Source organism: Tunturiibacter psychrotolerans (genome assembly GCF_051013365.1).
Classification (GTDB): domain Bacteria; phylum Acidobacteriota; class Terriglobia; order Terriglobales; family Acidobacteriaceae; genus Edaphobacter; species Edaphobacter psychrotolerans_A.
Genome location: NZ_CP132941.1, coordinates 832,961 through 852,727, shown reverse-complemented (window position 1 = coordinate 852,727; position 19,767 = coordinate 832,961). Strand labels below are relative to the sequence as shown.

Here is a 19,767-nt window from a genome sequence, read left to right as displayed (position 1 = left end):
CAAGATTTCGAACATCTAGCACAGCGATTACCGAACCAACCCAGACACCGGCTCCGACTCTGGAGTGGAAGGATTGTTTGCGTACCGACGGACTACCTCACAGAACTCTGCCTGCGGTACCGGCTTCGCAATAAAATTCCCTTGAGCTTCGTCGCACTTCCTGCGTAACAGAAACCGCATCTGTTCGTCGGTCTCGACGCCTTCTGCCACAACCTTGATGTTGAGTCCGTGAGACATTGCAATAATGGTTCGAACTACCGCTGCAGCGTTTGCATCGGTCCCTGCCTTCTTCACGAAGCTCTGATCGATCTTCAATCGATCGACCTGATATTCCAGCAGATACGAGAAACTGCAGAATCCAGTGCCGAAGTCGTCAATCGAGATGCGGACTCCCAACTCCCGTATTCTCTGCAGCTTGTCCAGAACATGCTCGGAGTTCACCATCAACATATTTTCTGTGATCTCGATCTGCAGTTTGTCAGGGGACAAGCCGCTCTTGGAGAGCGAATGTTCAACCACATGAACTAGATTCTTCTGTTGAAACTGTCGTGGCGATAGGTTGATTGAAACCGTGAGGTCCATATCAAGCTCGTCTCGCAAGGCTTTACCCTCGCAACATGCTGTCATGAAGGCCCATTCCCCGATGGGAACGATCAGCCCCGTTTCTTCTGCCAACGGAATAAATTGCGACGGCGATATGCTCCCCAGTCTCGGGTGAGTCCAGCGCAGTAAAGCTTCCATGCCGGTCACTCTTCCAGTCGTCAACGAGATTTGGGGCTGGTAGTGCATGCTGAGCTCTTTGTTTCCGAGAGCGTGGCGCAACGCATGCTCCATCGTGAGACGTTCCGCCGTCTCTTTCAGCATGCTCTCGCTGAAGATCTGGAACTGGTTTCTCCCATTGTCTTTCGCAGCGTACATCGCTGAATCTGCTCGTTTGAGCAGGTGCTTGGCATCGCTTGCGAAGTCCGGGTAAATGCAGACACCGACACTTGCCGTTACGTGCACCAAGTGCCCTTCGATTGAGATCTCCGGCGCCAACCGGGCTACCAGATTGGCCGCACACTGCTCAACGTCGTCCACGTTGGTGATGTCCGGCATCACCACCACAAACTCGTCTCCACCTACCCGTGCGACAACATCCGTGCTGCGTACGGAGCGGCTCAATCTCTGCGCAGCCTCGATCAAGATCTGGTCTCCCGCATTATGTCCCAAGGAGTCATTGATACGTTTGAAGTTATCCAAATCGATCACAAAGACCGCGACCTTCGTTCCGTAGCGTCGTGCCAGTTCCACTGTCTGTACCGTCTTGTCCTGCAGCAGCGCTCGCCCGGTCAGTCCTGTCAGTTGGTCATGCGTGGCCAGATGAGTGACATACTCCATCATCTGACGGCGATCAGTAATATCGAACGCGATGCTGACAAAGCCGCTCACCTGACCAGCCGGGGTGGTCACTGCTCTTACGGCAAGATTGATTGGAGTTCTCGCTCCATCGCGTCTAATCAGCGTCCACTCTTGCTCGCCCATCTCTCCCGCGGCTGCCCCCGCAGTCAGAACTCCGAACCCATATTCTTCTAGTGACGCTGCGGAGTCGATAGCGACGGACCTGCCCAAAAGTTCTCGCTCATCGTGGAGGATTGTTAGCGAGGCCTTCCCGACTAGTTCCTCGCAGCGATAGCCTGTCAGCTTTTCCGCCTCGCTGTTCATCGCGGTAATCATTCCCTGGGTGTCGGTTGTGACGATGCTGAAGGGGGCGTTCTGAAAAACGGAGTCAGTGAACTCCGCAAGGTGCTCGTATCGCTCCTGGGTCTCCTTGGCTTCGCTAATATCACTAACAGTGACGGCAAGCCCATCACCGAGCTTGACGACCTGGATTTGCAACCAGGACGCCTTGATATTCGCATTGCTTACCGGGAACTCGTCATTCAAAGATTCGCCCGTTTCGACAACCCTGCAAAACCGGCCAAACATCGAACCGGAAGCCTCCATTGGGGTCACCGTGCAGAGCGTCTTCCCGAGGAGTTCGGATCGGGATTGTCCCATTAGTCGTTCGACGTTGGCATTGACGTACAACACGCGGAAGTCCGAAATCCTGCCGGCTTCATCTCGCACAGATTCAAAGAGCCCAAAGGCATCAAGGCTGGACTCAGCCGCTGCCAAAAACTGCGAATGCGCCTGCTCAACCCCTCTCATCTTCCCTACGCGGCTATATTCGCGCCATAGCGCCCACACTGCAATCGCGGTGCCCGATATCATGACGATAATGGTGCTCAACTTCCCAACCGCAGCTCCATGATCGACCCGCCAGAGTTGCGTCACCGTCAGCGTAAGCGCCGCCGCTGAGAGAATTGTCTTCCAAACCCAGGATCGCTGTGAGTCGAGCGCAGAAGCCTTCAAGAAATACCTCGAAATACAAGCCAGAATAGTGCCAGCATGGTGTTTTCCTACCGTCTGCCAGCGTAAACAAACGAAGCAAATCTTTCGCAATAAAATATGCAGCGTCCGTATATCTCCTAAAACGCTAGTTCGACTCCTTTATTCCGTCGATATTCTGCAGCGACGCCAAGTGCAGTCTATTTGTTCCTTGTAGCCCGAGATCAATTATTTCGAGTTCATCTTGCTTGGAAGATCTCCACGGCATATTACTCCTGCGACATCCAGCCATGCATTTCCATCCAGTTTGCGACCAGGGTGGGATAGATGGCTATCTCGGGCATTCCCTTGATCCCTTGCGCCATTCCGGTCCCATGTTGCCCACGCTCGAAGATGTGCAGCTCCACGGGCACGTCTGCCTGTTTGAGTGCGTCGTAGAACGCCGTTGCATTCATCGGATTTACCGTCTGGTCGGCAGTAGTCGAGAAGATGAAGCAGGGAGAGGTATTTTTCGTCACTCGCTTCACCACCGAGATGGAGTCAAGCATCGCCTTCGTTGGATGGTCACCCAGCAACCCTTCCATATTCGTCTTCCTGGGTATCGAGTCGTCCATCGTGTAGCGCCCGTAGGACACAATAGCGAAGTCCGGCCGGTCGCTAACTCTGTCGATTGGATCCTCAGCGCCCGAAGTGCCGTTGTCATTCACTGTCGCCAGATAGCTCGCCAAATGACCACCTGCCGAGAAACCCCAAAGCCCAATCTTGTCTCTCGCTATTCCCAATTCCGACGCGTGGCTGCGAACATAGCGCATTGCCCGTGCACCATCCAACATTGGAGAAGGGAAATGGTATCTTGGGCCGAGTCGATACTCCAACACAAAAGCAGTCACGCCGTGCGCATTCAGCCAGCGCGCCTCCTCGCCCCCCTCCTTTTCGATGGCCAGGTGGACGTAACCGCCTCCTGGGATCACGATGACTGCGGAATGTATGCCGGACCCTGGCGCCGGATACACGTAAATCTTGGGGATATCTCCCTCACCGTCACCCAACGCACCGGGTGCTCCGTTTGGCCATAGCGCCACAGCCTTTGCGAAGCCCTTCGGAGGCTTCGTTACGGTTGCCGTTTCTACGGCGACGGAGTGCGCTGACGTAGCCGCCGTAGCCGAGGTCGAGGCGCACCCTACTCCAAGGCACCCACAGAAACAACCTAGTGATAGCCAAAGAAGTTGTTTCATCGTCCCGTTAAGATACATGCTTCTCATGCGTGGTGGCAGTCCTAAACTTCAAGCCGTTGAATCCGCAGTGGACATCTCGGGTCGATTTATTACGGCAGCTGCAGATTCCACCCTGTTACGTCCCAAATACTTCGCACGATACAACGCGTGATCGGAGGCTGTGAGCAAAGATATCGCCGTGGCGTTCCGGGGTGGTACTCCGGCGGCCACTCCTACGCTGATTGTTTGGATCCCAAGTTGATTTCCCGAATGCGGTACCTTCATGCCAGCAACCGCATGCCGGACGTCTTCGGCAACTTGCACCGCGGTCTCGATAGTTGTGTTCGGAAGGATGATGGCGAACTCTTCGCCTCCAAACCTCGCGGCAATTTCAGCTCTACCCTGTAGCGCGCTCGCAATCACTTTCGCGATGCAGCGCAGACACTCATCTCCACCGACGTGTCCGTAGAGGTCGTTATAGGCTTTGAAAAGATCCACATCGATCAACAGCAGCGCTAACGATTGCTCGTTGCGTGTCGCCCGGTTCCACGCCTCCTCCAATATTTCATCGAAAGCTCGGCGGTTTGCCAATCCCGTCAATGCATCCGCGTTAGCCAACTCGCGATATCGCAGTTCGCTCTTCTGTAGTGATATCTCGAGCGCTTTTCGTTCCTCAAGCAGGGCAGCCACCGGGAAGAACGTGAAAAGGGCTACCGCGAGGAAGATCTGCTCAATCACAATCTTATGGAGCAGATTTGTCCCGGTGATTAGCATTAATGGACCGTGTCCGGTAACTGTGAACCAGATCGAGATCAGAGCAATCACAAATACGGCGAGCACAGTGCCCGGAAAGCCCAATCGGAACGTTACGAGCAACAGCGCGGGAAAGATAAAGAAGATTAGCGGGTCCTTGCTGTGGCTGAACACTAGCGCTGTCGCGGCGGCCGGCACCAAGAGTAGCAACAGTGTCCTCGGCAGTTGCTTACTTTGCAGCATCGTAAAGAACCCCGGTCGCTGCAGAATGAAGACCAATGGCGCAATGATGGCCATACCCAGTACATCCCCGAGATACCAGGTGCGAAACAGCATCCACCAGGGGCCCGTGTCCACGAAGAGCAGAGTCCACGAAGCTCCCAGGGCACTGGTCAGCGCTGTCGCCCCCACCACCGCGATTCCAAGAAAGCCCAGTAACGGAAGGCGTTTGGTTAGCTGCAGAGGACTCCCGAACCACCGCGTCAACAGCACAGACGAAATGATCACTTCCACGGAGTTGGCGACCGCCACGCCGATTGACAGCCGTAGCGGGTCCCCATAAATCACATCGGCCAGCGTATCAGCCAGGAAGCCCGCAATAAAATAAGGAATCCAGGTGTTTTTCGGCCGCGCTACCACTAGGGCAAACAAAAGTCCGTTGGTGAACCAGATCGTCGCGACACCGTCCGATTGTCGCGAAAGCACGATCCCCAGCCAGGAAAACAACAGCAGAACAAAGAATGTCGCAGTCAGGTGTCCCCAGTGAAGAGGCTTGGACTCTGTTTGAGCATTAGGGATCTCAGCGGCAGCACAATCATTCAACCCCACATCGAGCGACGCTTCGCCAACGCTTTTGACTATGTCCATCGCACTCTCGTTCCGCATCTCCCAACAATCTCAGCATACTGCAAGGGGGTTGTCTGACAGCTTCATGCACAGAGCACCCCATACTATCCTTCGCCCTGCTTGTTCAGGAATTGCGGCTGTTGATCCCGAAGATTCGCCGGCGATATGTAGTAGCAGCAGACGTCGATGACACATAATGACCTGCACGTGCAGAACCTGCCTTCTGTTAGCACCTCACTAGAATCCGAAAACCGGGAACCAGAAGACCAGATTGAAACGATGACTCGATAGTAGCAAGCCGGAGATTTCTCGTCAGCAGAACGTCTGGTCAAACCACCGCCGGATTGAAACCCCAACAATCCGGAACCGTCTAAACTCACATGATCACCCGCCAATTGCTCCGGCCCGTTCTAGTGGTCGTTGTCCTGTTCATGGCTAACCTCTGCGTTCCAGGCCACAGCGAACAGCAAAAAACCGCTTCACCTGATGGGTCGACCTCCACTGCGGTACCGACGATCGCCGTCGATGCCCGGCTGGTCAATCTCCCGGTCGTCGTCCGCGACAAGAAAGGAGCACTCATCCAAAATCTTACTAAGGACGACTTTACCCTTCAGGTGGACGGCAAACCTCAGGCCATCCGCTACTTCGATAAAGATACGAACCTCCCGCTTACCTTGGGTCTGATGGTTGACACGAGCCAATCGCAGCGAAGCGTCCTCGACGAAGAGCGTACGGCCAGCAGCACCTTCCTCGATCAGATGCTGACCAATCCGAAGGATCAGGCCTTCGTTATCCAATTTGCGCGCCAAACGGAGTTGCTGCAGGATTTGACCACGTCCCGTCCGCTCCTTCAGAAGGCGCTCAAAGAAATCGACAGCCCCGGTGCGTCCTCGACCGACGATGACACCGACAACCGGAGTCATGCTCGCGGAGGGACGGTTCTCTATGACGCTCTGTTTCTTGCGTCAGACGAACTGATGAGCAAGCAGACCGGACGCAAAGCCCTTGTCATCCTTTCCGATGGCGTCGACCGAAACAGTAAGGAGAATCTTGTCCGCTCTATCGAAGCGGCCCAGCGAGCCGATACCATTATTTACGCCATTTATTTCAAGGGCGAGGAGTCTCATCCACAGAACAATAACCCTCAGCACGGCCGTGGCGGTTATCCTGGGGGTGGTTTTCCTGGAGGTGGATATCCTGGCGGTGGCTACCCAGGTGGCCGTGGGGGATATCCAGGGGGAGGAAATGGTGGCGGTAATGGAGGCAATTATCCGAGCCAGAGTCACGTTGACGGTAAGAAGATCCTTGAACGTATGGCCCAGGAGACTGGCGGACGCCTCTTTGAAGTCAAGAAAAATCAGGATGTTGCGCAGATCTACAATCAGATAGCCGAAGAGCTTCGAGCCCAATACCGCCTCGGCTATACCCCCACCCAGGATGCAGCGTCCAACGGCTACCATCAAGTCGCAGTAGATGTACATCAAAAGGGTCTCGTTATTCAGACCCGTGACGGTTACTACGGCGGAAAGTGACTTCCGTCTCATCTTTCTAAACCTTAGTTTTGCGTCACGCTCCAATATTCGTGCATCATCAGTGAATAGTGCTGCGACGCTTCATCGCACAGCGATATACCACTTCCCACGAAACTCGAACCAGGTTGTCTCATGAATACAAAACTCAACAATATCTTTCGTACGGTCGCGATAATGCTGTTACCGCTCACGGTAATTTCTTTTGCTCCGGCCTCTGCACAGTCCGTCTTCATGGTCAATAGGAACCTCTATTCGGAGACCGCGAACGCCAGCGCTGATATTGCGGCCGCAATGGTTACCGCGCGCCGCGAGCATAAGCGCATTATTCTCGACTTCGGCGCAAACTGGTGCGGCGACTGCCAGGTTCTCGACTACTACTATCGGCAGAGTCCCAATGCAGAGCTTCTCGCGAAACACTTCCTTGTTGTGCATATCGATACCGGGCATGTCGACCACAACGTGGACGTGGCAAAGAAGTATCATGTTCCCATCGCCCATGGCATTCCTTCTCTCGCTGTCATCGACGCCCACGGCAACCTCCTTTACGCCGAACACGAGAAGGAGTTCGAACACACCAGTGTTGAGGCTGTTACTGCCTTCCTCAATCGTTGGAAGGCGTAGACCGCGTCCTTCATCCTCCGGGCTGCTTCCATGAGAAGACTCCTAGGTTTTCCCCGGATCCTACATGGAACAATGCTCCGTGCGATAAGACACGATAGTCTCAACCTCGCCCAGTCCACCGCCTACTCCGCGATCGTCACGCTCTTCCCGGCGCTCATTGTCGCCGCCGCGATGATCAGTATGGTTCCTGATACCGCGCCACTGCGTTACCAGTTTTCCATCTTTTTCGATCGCATCCTCCCCCCAGACGTCAGCCCGCTGCTTCAGAGCTACTTCGTCTCTTCGCCAGAAACTGCCCGTTCGACGCATGCTCTCAGCGTCGCGTTCCTGGTCAGTCTCACAGGAGCCTCAAGTGTTCTCGCCACAATTATGGAGGGGCTCCGCCGCGCCAATGACCTTCCTATCAATTGTTGGACTTTCTGGCAGCGCCGTATCCGCGCTCTGGTGCTGGTTCCACTCTCGCTCATACCTTTTGCTCTGGCCAGCGTTCTCGTGGTCTTCGGTCACTTCATCACGACCTGGCTCGCTGTACACGTTGCTCCTTCTGCTCGCGCTCCGGTCTACATCTTCGCCCTTCTCATCCGTTGGAGCGTCGCCCTCACAGGCAGCATTGGCATCACCGCACTGATCTATCACATGGGAACGCCTATGCAGCAGTCTTGGAAGCGCACCCTCCCCGGCGCTTTCTTCTCGACAGCCATGTGGTTCCTCGCGACTGTCATCTTTGGCTGGTATGTCACGCGCTTCGCCAACTACTCCCAGGTCTATGGATCACTCGGCGCCGGCATAGCGCTGCTGTTTTGGCTTTACATCATCTCGCTCTGCGTTCTTTGCGGAGCCGAGTTCAATGCAGAGTTCCACTCTCGCTTTTTCCACCCTCATTCCCAGCCTCCCACTCCAAATACCCTTGCACCCGGTTAGAATTGCGAGGGAAGTCAAACCTACTGGTCATACCATTCGAACTTTGGGATGGTGAGAAAGTTTCCGCAAGCAGCCCATGAAGAAATCTTTGAACTCCATGCCCGACGTTGCCCCCTTTGTAGCTATGGAACGAGGTCGCCGCGCCAAGATTGTGGCCACGCTCGGTCCAGCTTCAAACACCCCTGAGGTTTTCCGCGCGCTCGTTCGCGCGGGTCTCGACGTCGCTCGCCTCAATTTTTCCCATGGCAGCCACGAGCAAAAGGCCGAACTCATCCGCATGGTCCGCACTATCTCTAAAGAGGAGCGCAAGCCCATCTGCATCCTAGCCGACCTGCAGGGTCCCAAGATCCGCACGGGGAAGCTCAAGGGACACAAGCCCGTCCAACTGGTCGCGGGCAAGCGCCTGACCATCACCCCACGCGAAATTGAAGGCAACGCTGCACTCGTCGGTACGACTTTTAAGACTCTCGCTGAAAACCTCGAGCGAGGTTCGCGCATCCTGCTATCCGACGGCCTTATTGAACTCCACGTGGACTCCGTCAAGGGCGTTGATGTTATTTGCGAGATCGTCAACGGGGGCATGCTGGGCGAAAATAAGGGAATTAACCTTCCTGGCATCGCGGTCAACGTTCCGTCCCTCACGGAAAAGGACGAAGAGGACCTCATCTTTGCCATCGCTCAGGGAGTAGATACGGTCGCTGTCTCTTTCGTTCGGACTGCGGATGACGTCCGTCATGTAAAGAATCGCCTGGCCGCTCTCAAGTCCGACGCGTGGGTCGTCGCCAAGCTTGAAAAGCCACAGGCCATCGAGCACCTGGACAGCATCCTCGAAGTTACAGATGCCATTATGGTCGCTCGCGGCGACTTGGGTGTGGAGGTTCCGCCAGAGAAGGTTCCAGCTCTCCAGAAGCACATCATTCGCCGCGCCGCGGAGTTCCGCAAGCCTGTTATCACTGCGACGCAGATGCTAGAGTCGATGATCGACAACCCGCGCCCCACCCGCGCTGAGGCGTCGGACGTCGCTAACGCCATCTACGACGGCACCGACTCCGTTATGCTTTCCGCCGAGAGCGCAGCTGGTAAATACCCCGTAGAAGCCGTCGCCATGATGGCAAAAATTATCACCGAAACCGAGCATCAGATCCGCCTCGATCCTCGTCCTGCCCTTGGCCATCACCCCAGTGTCCGCCTCTCTATCGCGGAGACCATTTGCGAGTGTATGTCCCACGCGGCGGACGACCTCGACGTGGCCGCTATCGCTATCTTTACCGAAAGCGGTATGACCGCTCGGCTTCTCTCCAAGTATCACCCCGAACCGCCCATCTTCGCGCTCTCGCCCTTTGAGAAGGTCATCAATCGCTGCATGCTGCTGTGGGGCACTTATCCCATCCTGTGCGCTCGCTTTCGCGATACAGACAAGCTCGTCAACATGGCTGAACAGATCCTCGAAACGCAAGGCCATGTTCACCAGCGCCAGATCGTCGGCATTGTCGCCGGGACCCGAACCAAATCTGGTGCGACGAACTTCATGCGCCTCCATATGGTCGGCGACCGCGATACTGAAACCCGCAAAGCCAGCTCGATAGTGAAGAAGAAAATCAAATGATGGAATAGAACGCCACAAGACTCGACTCTATTGGAGAAATAAAAAGCCGCTTCGATATTCCGAAGCGGCTTTTTTATCTAACCAGAGATCCAGCAAATCATGCAAAACGCAACTTAAGGCGAATGGCGCCAGCGATACCAAAGATGCCCGTACCAAACAGGGCAAGGGTGCTCGGCTCAGGAACTGGAGAATTTTTCGCGATGCCAATGGTGGAGGCCTCGGGAAGGACGAGTCCTTTCGGGGCACCTATCACCGCGAATTCAGATCCCCAGGAATCGTTCAGGTCAATATCGTCTCCGTCGGCGAGGGCAAAAGACACGCCGTTGCCGTCAAAAAACTTAGTGGGCAAGAATGGCGGAGCGATGCCAGGAAAGATCAACTTATTGTCGTTACCGTTGAACTTGTTCAGTCCAATAAGCGATGAAATGTTCGAGGATCCTGCCCAATCTCTGACAGTCCCTGTGACGCCTGTTACGTCGTAAACGTCTGTAGCGCCTTCCTCTGTTGCGGTAAATGTACCGGAGCCGGAGAAGAGGATACCCGAAAAACTGAAATCGAAGGTGTCGGCGTGACCGACGGAAGAAATGGCGAGAGTAACCAAGGCAAGAATGCAAAGTCCCAGTGTTCTTTGTTTCATGAGGCTCCTAAGAGTTGCAGGACGAGTACTTGCAGTGAGTCAGTGCATTCTGATGGCCAATTCGCAGATTAGGGAAACGCCACTCATCACGGCTTTTCTAATGCAATGGCGAACTTGTGGCATTGAGATGCGCAAATAAATGCATGTCAAAGTGGTATTAATTTGCCCAATCAAGCCTCGAGCGAGAATCTATTTCCCACAAAACAAACAAAGGGTCGCTCTGGACTTCCCGACAGCTTCTGCCTCTCGGCAATCCAGCAGTTTCTTGGATCCTCGTACAATCGATCTCATGGGCCGCATCCGTATTCTCTCTGACCTAGTGGCGAATCAGATCGCCGCCGGTGAAGTCGTCGAACGCCCGGCATCCGTCGTAAAGGAACTCCTCGAAAACTCGCTGGACGCTCAAGCAACCCGCATCCGCATTGAGGTCGAGGGTGGCGGCCGAAAACTCATTCGAATAGCCGACAACGGTCACGGTATGGTGCGGGATGATGCCCTCCTTGCTTTTGAGCGCCACGCCACTTCTAAGCTTCGCAATGCGGACGATCTCCTCTCCATCGCAACTCTTGGTTTTCGTGGTGAAGCTCTGCCTTCGATTGCCAGTGTGTCCCGCTTACAGCTGGAAACTCGCGTCGCGGATGAGGCCTCGGGTACGCTCGTTGAAATTGCCGGCGGCAATATCCTTCGCGTCGAAGATGCTGGCCTTCCAGTCGGCACCACCATTACTCTTCGCGACCTCTTCTTCAATACTCCCGCTCGGCGTAAGTTCCTCAAGTCCGAACAGACTGAGCTATCGCACATCGCTGCGCTCGTCACGCATTATGCCCTCGTCCATCCCACAAAACACTTTGAGCTTCACTCCTCCACGCAGGCTCTCCTTGTCGCCCCCGCTGTTGGCAACAGCGCAGACCGACTCTTCCAGATCTTCGGCAAAGAGACCAGCAACTACATGCTGCCCACCACAGCCGAACTTGATTTCACTCGCGTTGGTCTGCCTGAGCCCCCTCCCTGGAAGCGCGAAGAGGACTACGTTGCACCCGACCCTGGTTTTCTTCGCCTCACTGGCTTCATCTCCAAACCCGAGTTGCAGAAGCTCAACCGCAACTCCATCTACGTCTTCGTCAATCAGCGCCTGATCCGCGACAGGCTCATCCTCCATGCACTCTCGGAGGCCTACCGCAACATCCTCCCTCCTACTTCATATCCCGTGGTTCTCCTCTATCTCGAGATGCCGCCACAAGAGGTTGACGTCAACGTTCATCCGGCCAAGACGGAAGTGCGCTTCCGCCAGCCAAGCTTCGTCCATGATTTTGTCCGCGACAGCATTCGTACCACGCTCACTCAGGCGCGTCCGGCTGCCAGCTTCATTACCGCACTTCAGAATGGCCCGCATGGTGTGTCAAGCTCGCTCCTCCTGGACGTTAGCCCGCTTCCGGGCCCTCCGGACGGCGGGGACGCCATCCCCCAGCCGGTCTTCGGTGCAACCTTCCGGCCAACGACATTTGGAGACGGTCGCGTGGAGTCTTTGGGTGGTGAAGGGGAAGGAACTGACTATTTCTCAAATGGTTCTGAAACCGCCCAATGGGATATTCCAAAGTCCCCTGAGCCCGTAAAGTCCCCCATCTTCGAACTTGCCGCTCCGATCGCCCCCCCCTCCCCGGGTCGCTTTGCCTTTTCCGGACACTGTATCCCTGTCGGTCACGATTTCGCGGACGCTGAATCCAGTTACGAATCAGCGGCACCACAGCAAGCCGATACACTCACTGCTCTCTCGACTCTCAAGCCCCTGGGCCAGTTTCGAGACTCCTTTATCCTTGCCACCAACGAAGAGGGCCTGTGGATCATCGACCAGCATGTGGCTCATGAGCGCGTTTTGTTCGAAAAAGTCCTGCACGATCGCGATACCGAACAGATCCAACGTCAGCGGCTCCTCATGCCGCTCCTCGTCGACTTGCTGCCAGCGCAGATGATTACCTTTGCGGAAATTGCCGATGAGTTGGAACGTAATGGTTTTGAAGCAGAACCCTTTGGTCCCCGCACTCTCGCGGTCAAAGCCGCGCCAGTAGGTCTCCAAGGTCGCGAACTCGAACACCTGCTCGAAGAGATTCTGGCGATCCCTGACCGGAATCGGCAGACTGAAAACTCAGAAGCCCGCCGTCGCCGCATTGCCGCTTCGATTGCCTGCCACGCCGCCATCAAGATCAATCAGCCGCTTGAACTCTCAAAGATCGAATGGCTGCTCGATGCCCTGGGAAAAACCGAACACCCCACAGCTTGTCCCCACGGCAGACCCATTGCGTTGCGCTATTCCCACAAGGACATACAAAAGGCATTTCAACGCATTTGAGCAATTGCAACTTTGTGAATTTTCAAGGAATATCCCGCTCGTCGGCAACCTGCTCTCTGTGTTTTTGCAACCAAACTAAGACCAAATACCGCGTTCTTATGGAGGATCCCTTGCGTAACTCAGCCGATAACTCCTGTGTACGACTCCGAGCGGGATATGCTCTCTGTCTGGTATCCACACTTTTTGTTGTCTTCACGGGTTGCAAATCAAGCTCCAGCGGTAGTGAAGGTCAGAGCGTAGAACTGAATGGGGCAGGAAGCACGTTCGTCTACCCTGTAATGTCCCGATGGACATCCTCGTTCTCCAACGCGCATTCCAATGTTCGCATCAACTATCAGTCAATAGGCTCTGGTGGCGGCGTTCAACAGGTTAAGAACGGCACAGTCGATTTCGGAGCTTCAGATGCCGCGCTCAACGACGATCAACTCAATGGCATGAAGCCTATGATTCAGATTCCCGAGTCGGCTGGTCCCGTCTGCATCACCTACTCGCTCCCCGGTCTCGACAAGCCTATGCAACTCTCGTCGGAAGCCATTGCCGGCATCTTTCTCGGTAAGATCACTTCCTGGCACGATCCACTTCTGGTCAAAGATAATCCTGGCGTGAATCTCCCTAACACGAAGATCCTTGTGTCTCACCGTACAGACGGCAGTGGCACGACTAACGCCTTTACTACCTATCTCGCTGCCGTCAGCCCGGAGTGGCAGCAGAAGGTTGGTGTCGGTAACTCAGTCGATTGGCCCGTCGGTATCGGCGGCAAGGGTAGCGAGGGCGTCACAGCGCAGGTCCGTCAGACTCCTGGTGCCATTGGGTACGTTGAGCTCACTTTTGCCCAGCAAAATAAGCTCCCCGTAGCTGCCGTGAAGAATCTTTCCGGCAAATATGTTCTGCCTGACACCGCTAGTACTACGGCTGCTATTGCCGCGTTCACCGATCAACTCTCAAAAGACCCACGGACGCCGATCGTCAACGCCCCGGCTTCAGCTCCTGACGCTTATCCCATCTCCACTCTCACGTTTCTCATCATCCCGAAGGATGGCCCCGACGTGGCCAAGCGTACCGCCCTTAGAAACTTCGTCCAGTACGTCATCACGGATGGTCAGGCCGCTGCAGCGACACTCAACTATGCGCCGCTTCCCGAGGGGGTAAAGAGCTACGATCGGCAACAGCTCCAGCAGATGACTGCGGCCGGCCAGCCTCTTCCTTAGCTGATCGCACTCTGGCCGTCTTCTCCGCGTGAAAAATGAAGTCGCGGAGGGGCGGCTTTGTCTTTTGGAGCGTAGAAACCGCAGATCCTGTTACCTGTTCGAGGGCAGACCTCTCGCTTTGCGGTATCCTTATAAAGACATACAAAGCATTTCAGCGCATCTCGCCGCTCGTCGCTTGAATCCGAACATTAGTGTCATCCTTAGCCCAGGCTAAGGATATGTTGTCGCTCGAGCATCGCTCCGCGCAGCAGGAAGGCAACACCTTGAGTAATCTAAGCACCCCCACGGCTGACCAGCTCGCCGCCGCTCGTCTCGCGCATTGGCACCACAACGCCGATCCCATTCTGACAATCAATATGCTCCGCGATTGGCTCAACACTTCAGGTCTGGTCTTCTTTACACCTCGCGCAGCGCAGCTTCCCGCCCCGGCGCCATCCTTCGTGGAAGCCATCCTAGGAACTCCGAACGCTGCTCCGACCCTGGCGGATACTGACCAGTCTCGAAGCCTCCTGTCGCGGCTCATTCTCGATGGCGGAGCGATTCCTCTCAATCTTCTCGGTTCGCCCACCGGCACCGGCAGTGAGATCCCGGACTTTATCGTGTCCCCGCTCGCTTTTCCCTATATCTTCACTCTCCGCGGCGACAAGGCCTGGAAACAGCCTCCCGCAACAAGCGGAGCCAGCAAGGTCTCCCCGCTCGCCCTGAACACATACAATCTCCTTGCCGAGCGCGCCAAAGACCACGCCACCGGTATGAGTTCCTATGACCTCACGACGCAGCTCGGTAAGGAGGTCACAGAGACAGCGGTACTCCGCTCACTGACCGAGCTATGGCAGCACCTCCGAGTTATTCCGGTTCCGCAACCTGACGGTGCCCCCACCCTGTGGGAGCTCGTTACGACCCGTTTCACCAAGCAGATCAAAGCGGGAGCTAATGCCGGACAACCTACTGCGCTTTCAGCCCTCATCTCGCTGTACCTCGGACAGGCTATCGTAGCGTCTGAAGAAGACATAGAAACCTTCCTTTCCCCGGTCGCAGCTCGCTCGCGTATTCGCGATGTCATCCATCCGCTCATCTCTGCCCGCCAGCTCGAAACCATTGCCGTCGAAGGCCGCACAGTCCTTCATGTTACTGGCGAGCTTCCTGCATTCCTCGCTGTTGCCGTACCTCCCAGCACTGATACCGACTCTCTCGTCGCTAGTGAAGGCGAGAGTAGCGAAACAGGCGAGACGTCTGGTCGTATCACTAAATTCATCCCCAAACCTCGCAAAGTCGGCACGGGGTTTATAAGCAAACCGAGTCGCGACTCTGGAGCCGCAACGCCACGCGAGCGTCGTCCTTTTACCCGCGAATCGAATCGACCTGACCGACCGAGCTTCACCAAGCCCTGGGAAGAAGAGAAGGCCGATCGATTGGCCGCGAAACCGTCCTCGCAGTCAGAAGATGGTGACGATAGCGCGACGGCGAGAACACCGCGCACCGCCGAGCGCAAACCCAGTTTTGAAAGAGCAGCGAAACGACCTTCTTTTGGCTCCAAGCCGGCGTTCGGATCGAAGCCGACATTTGGCGACAAATCCCGCTACGCAGGTAACCGGCCATCTTTCGGCAAGGACACATCCTCCATCGGTAATGATCGCCCGGCGTTCCGCCGCACCGAAGGCTCCAGTGAGAGTCGTCCTCCGCGACGCGAATTCACCCCCCGACCGTACAGCGATGCCCCGGCGGCTGGCAGCGACCGCCCCCGCAAAACGTTCTCCAAGCCAAGCACCACCGGCCGCGATCGTGAAGGCTTCGCCGGCAAACCGAGCTTCGGCCGCGACAACAGCGACAGACGTCCTTCTCGCCGAGAGTTCGCTCCCAGGCCGGAGGGCGACTCTGCGGACAGCCGTCCTGCACGCCGCACCTTCGGAGAAAGGTCAGGCAAACCCGGCTTCAGTAGCCCGCGTAAGGCGGGAAGCTTCTCCGCCCGCCCACAGCGGAGTCTCGACGGCGGGGACCGCACCAACGGTTTCGCGCCACGCAAATCCTTTGTCCGTCGCGACGAAGCGGCGGGACCATCTCGCTTTGTCAGTAAGCCCAGCCCCTCCCGCGACCGTAAGGGTAGTGGGGACCGAAGCGAAAGTGCAGCAAGTCGCCCCAGTGGACCACCTTACCGAAAGTTCGACGCCCCGCGCAGCCCTCGCCCCTCCCCGTCCGACCGCCCGGCGCGTCGCGAAGCTTCCGGCGACTACTCCCCGAGGACCAGTGGCGGTTATGCAGGCAAATCCGCTGGGGGACTGGGTGCCAAAAAGCCCTACGGTAAATCCAGCGGAGGCTATGCTGGAAAATCCACAAGTGGCAGTTTCGCTGGCAAAAAAGCCTACGGAAAGTCTGCTGCTGGAACGGATAAACCCGCGAGCACTTTCGACAAATTCAAGGGTAATAAGAAGCCCTTCGGCAATCGACCTCCCGCACGCAAGTTCAAACGTGAGGAAGGGGAATAGGCCGGATGACTCAGCCGCACGAAGAATCTGGCTCTACATCACAGCCTGAAACAAAAAAACGCGGACGTCCCATAATTGCCATTGACGGGCCTGCAGGTGCCGGAAAGAGCACCCTTGCTGCTCACCTGGCCCGTCGCTTCGGCTTCCTTAATCTCGAGACCGGAGCCATGTACCGCGCTCTTGCCCTAAAAGCGATCGAAAACGACTACGACTTTGATGACGAAGCTCCTCTGATGGCTCTCGCCGCCCAAACCCGCATCACCCTCGAACCTCAAGTAGACGGTAATCGGGTCCTCCTGGACGGGATGGACGTCTCCCGTCGCATCCGCGAGACCGACGTCACCTCCGCCGCTTCCAAGGTATCTGTCCATCCGCACCTTCGCGCTTGGATGGTCCAGCAGCAGCGCACTCTGGGCGAGGCCGGCGGAGTCGTTATGGAGGGTCGCGACATCGGCACCGCCGTCTTCCCAGATGCAGAAGTCAAGATCTTTCTCGACGCTGCTCCCGAGGTTCGCGGCAGCCGCCGCTACCGCCAAGCTGCTCCGCGCTCGCATGTCGAACCGACGCGGGAGCAGAATTCGGCGCGCCAATCACCAGATCCAATGACCGCAGAACAGCAGAGACTGGCCGAAGAAATCATTCTCCGCGAACTGAAAGATCGCGACTATCGCGATCGCAACCGGGCCGAGTCGCCCCTCAGACCGGCCGCCGATGCCGTTGTCCTCGACTCAACTGCGATGACTCTCGACGAGGTCCTTGGACGGGCCGAAGAGATCGTCCGCTCACACCTCAAAGCGTGAACCTGCGTGATATCTAACATCCTCGGAGTACGTTTGTCGAATCCAGCAAGGCTTGAAATCCTCGTTTCTGCCAAATTTTTCACACTTACTGCACCATAAATAGTGCAACTATAACTATTTAGGAGAATAATTAAAAAAAACTTGCCAGTTGTGCTAACCTTCACACATCGTTTGAAACAGATTGGATTTCTGCAAAGCTCGTACTGTACGAACCCCGATTTGGATCTGGCGGCAAATTCAATAGCAATAAGGAAATAGCGAACATGGAACAGGGAACAGTTAAGTGGTTTAACGATGCCAAGGGGTTTGGCTTTATCAGCCGTCAGAACGGCGAGGATGTATTCGTACACTACTCGGCGATCAATTCGAACGGTTTCAAGAGCCTTCAAGAGGGCCAGGCTGTACAGTTCAACGTGGTAAAGGGACCCAAGGGTTGGCAGGCGTCTGACGTTCAGCCTCTCTAATCTTTAGCACTACGACTACAGCAATAACCAAGTTTTGCGGAAGGGATGGCGGTTGCTATCCCTTTGCGCGTTTCTAAAGCCGCTGCTCAGCCAGCATTGATGACAGTGTCATTTTGTTGGCGGAGTCTGTGGGACCGTGCTTTCTACCGGAAGAATGGTCGAAGTCGCCTTGAACTTTCGATAGTCCGACTCTACCCCCTGCACGCTCCCATGCAAGTTGAAGAACAGAAGTGTTCTGGCTTCCCCTTGCCCCTCAACCATCGCTGGCAGCCAGACTTCGTTGTTAACCTTGCGCTGCTCCATGGAAAAACTCGTACCTTTTTGAATGTTCGCTACAAGACCGCCGCCGATCTTGAAGCTATTTAGAAAGTGTCCTTGGGCCTTTACCAGTGTCCGGTCCTGTTCATCGACCCACGCAGTGCCCACCATGTCTCGAATAACCTCCTCGAAGCGGGTTTTAGTTTTTGCATTCGGATTGCCCGCAAAGTCAACGGCGATCGTGTCTCTCCCGTTCCATTGCAGGCGTCGCGCATTTGTGAAACGACCTAACTCCAATAGTCGCGAGACGGTAACTTCCTCCTCGCCGTGCGGTCCAGTCTCTTTTCCCTTCTCGTCCGCTTTCCTGCGTTTCTCCTTGACCTTGACTATCTCTTTATCTATCCGCTCGTTTTCCTTCCTTTGTTCCTCGGCGCTTAACTCTTTTCCGTTCTTCTTCATCAAACGATGCACGGGAACTCCTTCCACCCAGAAGACGTCATATTCCTCCGTCTCAGTCTTCTTGACCCCTCCGTGCCCATCGAGCTCTTTCAGCGTCCACGACGATCGGTATAAATAGTCCTTCTCAATTGTCTCCGCTGCCCTCTGGTTCGTCTCCACTGCATGCATCAGCTCCTCGATATCAGGTAGTGGACGGTTGTCGATCTTCCCTGGATCGGCCATCGTCACGTCGGTGGGAGTTACACTCTTTGCAGGCGTCTGAATCGATTCGTGCGCAGCGGAGGGAGCTTGATCGGCGCAAGCAAGACCGAACCCCATCGACAAACTCATCCGACTCAAAGCGAAGGCCAAAACCAAAGTTTTGTGAGATACAAACTTCATGCCTAAAACTATAGTTGTGAATCGTAACTTGGTGCAGCGCAACCTCAGTTAAGTGTCTGATCATGATAAACTTCGCGTAAGTCAAGCCCAGAGGTGTTCGTGGTTAACCAGCATTCGTGGCGAAGCCGCCTGTACTCCTCGTATGTCACGAGCGGCCAGGCAAAAGTCGATCCCTCCCAAAAACAAACTATGTTTGCGGACCGAAGGCGATACATAGAGCCAGTCATTCATCGCCATTTTGCGCTTGATAAAGATACGCCCATTCTTGATCTGGGCTGCGGACACGGGGCTTTCGTACATGTTCTGCGTCTGAATGGGTTTACTTCGGTCACCGGCGTCGATGTTTCGGAAGAGCAGGTCGCTCTAGCGCATCAACTTGGGATCGACGGTATAACTCAGGGTGAACTTCTCGGCTATCTACAGCGCACAGAAAGCGAGTCGGTGGGGGTCACACTCCTTTGGGATATCGTTGAACACCTCACGCGCGACGAAGCATTTGTGGTTCTCGATGAGGTCTTTCGAGTGCTCCGCCCCGGGGGGAAATGTCTCATCCATGTCCCGAATGCCGAAGGCATCTTCGGAATGCGGGTTCGTTATGGAGATCTTACCCACGAGCAAAGCTTCACTCCCACTTCTGCAAAACAGTTATTGAACACAATCGGTTTCTCGAAAATTACGGCTCATGAGGATAAGCCTGTTCCGCATGGATTCATGAGTATAGGAAGACGGCTGGTCTGGGAGGCCGGAACCTTTCCCTATAGGCTTTTACTCGCCGCAGAAACGAGCGATACCCATTTCGTTCTTTCTCAGAACATGCTTGTTGTTGCGCATAAACGTTAATATTCCCGGGTCAAACGCAGAACCGGA

General features: G+C 55.4%; 15 protein-coding genes. 10 read left to right on the top strand and 5 right to left on the bottom strand.

Annotation, left to right across the window (positions count from 1 at the left end):
- Nucleotides 1–27 precede the first annotated feature (27 nt).
- From RBB76_RS03325 to RBB76_RS03315, 3 genes are all read right to left on the bottom strand, one after another.
- On the bottom strand, nucleotides 28–2,394 hold the full coding sequence (locus RBB76_RS03325; RefSeq protein WP_429628835.1) for an EAL domain-containing protein: 2,367 nt from the start codon (nucleotides 2,392–2,394) through the stop codon (nucleotides 28–30).
- A gap of 245 nt (nucleotides 2,395–2,639) precedes the next feature.
- The gene (locus tag RBB76_RS03320; RefSeq protein ID WP_429628836.1) at nucleotides 2,640–3,623 is read right to left on the bottom strand and encodes an alpha/beta hydrolase; all 984 of its coding nucleotides are present in this window, start codon (nucleotides 3,621–3,623) and stop codon (nucleotides 2,640–2,642) included.
- A gap of 30 nt (nucleotides 3,624–3,653) precedes the next feature.
- Nucleotides 3,654–5,204: a diguanylate cyclase gene (locus tag RBB76_RS03315; protein ID WP_429628837.1), complete on the bottom strand. Its 1,551-nt coding sequence runs from the start codon at nucleotides 5,202–5,204 to the stop codon at nucleotides 3,654–3,656.
- A gap of 359 nt (nucleotides 5,205–5,563) precedes the next feature.
- Here RBB76_RS03315 and RBB76_RS03310 point away from each other — a divergent pair, with 359 nt between their 5' ends.
- The 4 genes from RBB76_RS03310 to pyk all read left to right on the top strand — a co-directional run bounded on the left by RBB76_RS03310 (nucleotide 5,564) and on the right by pyk (nucleotide 9,863).
- Nucleotides 5,564–6,715: a VWA domain-containing protein gene (locus RBB76_RS03310; RefSeq protein ID WP_429628838.1), complete on the top strand. Its 1,152-nt coding sequence runs from the start codon at nucleotides 5,564–5,566 to the stop codon at nucleotides 6,713–6,715.
- 132 nt (nucleotides 6,716–6,847) lie between these two features.
- Entirely contained in the window at nucleotides 6,848–7,336 is a 489-nt protein-coding gene (locus RBB76_RS03305; RefSeq protein WP_429628839.1) for a thioredoxin family protein, read from the top strand.
- Between the two features lie 72 nt (nucleotides 7,337–7,408).
- Entirely contained in the window at nucleotides 7,409–8,257 is an 849-nt protein-coding gene (locus RBB76_RS03300) for a YihY/virulence factor BrkB family protein (protein ID WP_429628840.1), read from the top strand.
- 124 nt (nucleotides 8,258–8,381) lie between these two features.
- Nucleotides 8,382–9,863, top strand: a complete 1,482-nt coding sequence (pyk, locus tag RBB76_RS03295) for a pyruvate kinase (RefSeq protein ID WP_429628916.1) — start codon at nucleotides 8,382–8,384, stop codon at nucleotides 9,861–9,863.
- Nucleotides 9,864–9,960: 97 nt separating this feature from the next.
- Here pyk and RBB76_RS03290 read toward each other — a convergent pair whose 3' ends face one another.
- Nucleotides 9,961–10,500, bottom strand: a complete 540-nt coding sequence (locus RBB76_RS03290; protein WP_429628841.1) for a PEP-CTERM sorting domain-containing protein — start codon at nucleotides 10,498–10,500, stop codon at nucleotides 9,961–9,963.
- 289 nt (nucleotides 10,501–10,789) lie between these two features.
- Between RBB76_RS03290 and mutL the strand changes: the two genes are divergently transcribed.
- From mutL to RBB76_RS03265, 5 genes are all read left to right on the top strand, one after another.
- Nucleotides 10,790–12,847, top strand: coding sequence for a DNA mismatch repair endonuclease MutL (mutL, locus tag RBB76_RS03285; protein ID WP_429628917.1), 2,058 nt, complete (start codon nucleotides 10,790–10,792; stop codon nucleotides 12,845–12,847).
- A 110-nt stretch (nucleotides 12,848–12,957) separates the two neighbouring features.
- Entirely contained in the window at nucleotides 12,958–14,055 is a 1,098-nt protein-coding gene (pstS, locus tag RBB76_RS03280) for a phosphate ABC transporter substrate-binding protein PstS (RefSeq protein ID WP_429628842.1), read from the top strand.
- 191 nt (nucleotides 14,056–14,246) lie between these two features.
- Nucleotides 14,247–16,538, top strand: a complete 2,292-nt coding sequence (locus RBB76_RS03275) for a hypothetical protein (RefSeq protein WP_429628843.1) — start codon at nucleotides 14,247–14,249, stop codon at nucleotides 16,536–16,538.
- Between the two features lie 5 nt (nucleotides 16,539–16,543).
- Entirely contained in the window at nucleotides 16,544–17,338 is a 795-nt protein-coding gene (gene cmk / locus RBB76_RS03270) for a (d)CMP kinase (protein WP_429628844.1), read from the top strand.
- A gap of 263 nt (nucleotides 17,339–17,601) precedes the next feature.
- Nucleotides 17,602–17,802 (top strand): cold-shock protein, encoded by a 201-nt coding sequence (locus RBB76_RS03265; RefSeq protein WP_013581125.1) that lies wholly within the window; start codon nucleotides 17,602–17,604, stop codon nucleotides 17,800–17,802.
- A 108-nt stretch (nucleotides 17,803–17,910) separates the two neighbouring features.
- Here RBB76_RS03265 and RBB76_RS03260 read toward each other — a convergent pair whose 3' ends face one another.
- A complete protein-coding gene (locus RBB76_RS03260) occupies nucleotides 17,911–18,741 on the bottom strand; it encodes a hypothetical protein (RefSeq protein WP_429628845.1) in 831 nt (276 codons plus the stop codon).
- Nucleotides 18,742–18,993: 252 nt separating this feature from the next.
- Here RBB76_RS03260 and RBB76_RS03255 point away from each other — a divergent pair, with 252 nt between their 5' ends.
- Nucleotides 18,994–19,740, top strand: coding sequence for a class I SAM-dependent methyltransferase (locus RBB76_RS03255; protein ID WP_429628846.1), 747 nt, complete (start codon nucleotides 18,994–18,996; stop codon nucleotides 19,738–19,740).
- The last annotated feature ends 27 nt before the right edge of the window (nucleotides 19,741–19,767 follow it).

What these genes read in the sequence shown, in the direction of transcription:
- RBB76_RS03320 (WP_429628836.1), bottom strand. Translation starts at nt 3,623, where the DNA reads ATGTATCTTAACGGGACGATGAAACAACTTCTTTGGCTATCACTAGGT.
- RBB76_RS03315 (WP_429628837.1), bottom strand. Translation starts at nt 5,204, where the DNA reads ATGGACATAGTCAAAAGCGTTGGCGAAGCGTCGCTCGATGTGGGGTTG.
- RBB76_RS03310 (WP_429628838.1), top strand. Translation starts at nt 5,564, where the DNA reads ATGATCACCCGCCAATTGCTCCGGCCCGTTCTAGTGGTCGTTGTCCTG.
- RBB76_RS03305 (WP_429628839.1), top strand. Translation starts at nt 6,848, where the DNA reads ATGAATACAAAACTCAACAATATCTTTCGTACGGTCGCGATAATGCTG.
- RBB76_RS03300 (WP_429628840.1), top strand. Translation starts at nt 7,409, where the DNA reads ATGCTCCGTGCGATAAGACACGATAGTCTCAACCTCGCCCAGTCCACC.
- pyk (WP_429628916.1), top strand. Translation starts at nt 8,382, where the DNA reads ATGGAACGAGGTCGCCGCGCCAAGATTGTGGCCACGCTCGGTCCAGCT.
- RBB76_RS03290 (WP_429628841.1), bottom strand. Translation starts at nt 10,500, where the DNA reads ATGAAACAAAGAACACTGGGACTTTGCATTCTTGCCTTGGTTACTCTC.
- mutL (WP_429628917.1), top strand. Translation starts at nt 10,790, where the DNA reads ATGGGCCGCATCCGTATTCTCTCTGACCTAGTGGCGAATCAGATCGCC.
- cmk (WP_429628844.1), top strand. Translation starts at nt 16,544, where the DNA reads ATGACTCAGCCGCACGAAGAATCTGGCTCTACATCACAGCCTGAAACA.
- RBB76_RS03265 (WP_013581125.1), top strand. Translation starts at nt 17,602, where the DNA reads ATGGAACAGGGAACAGTTAAGTGGTTTAACGATGCCAAGGGGTTTGGC.
- RBB76_RS03260 (WP_429628845.1), bottom strand. Translation starts at nt 18,741, where the DNA reads ATGGCCGATCCAGGGAAGATCGACAACCGTCCACTACCTGATATCGAG.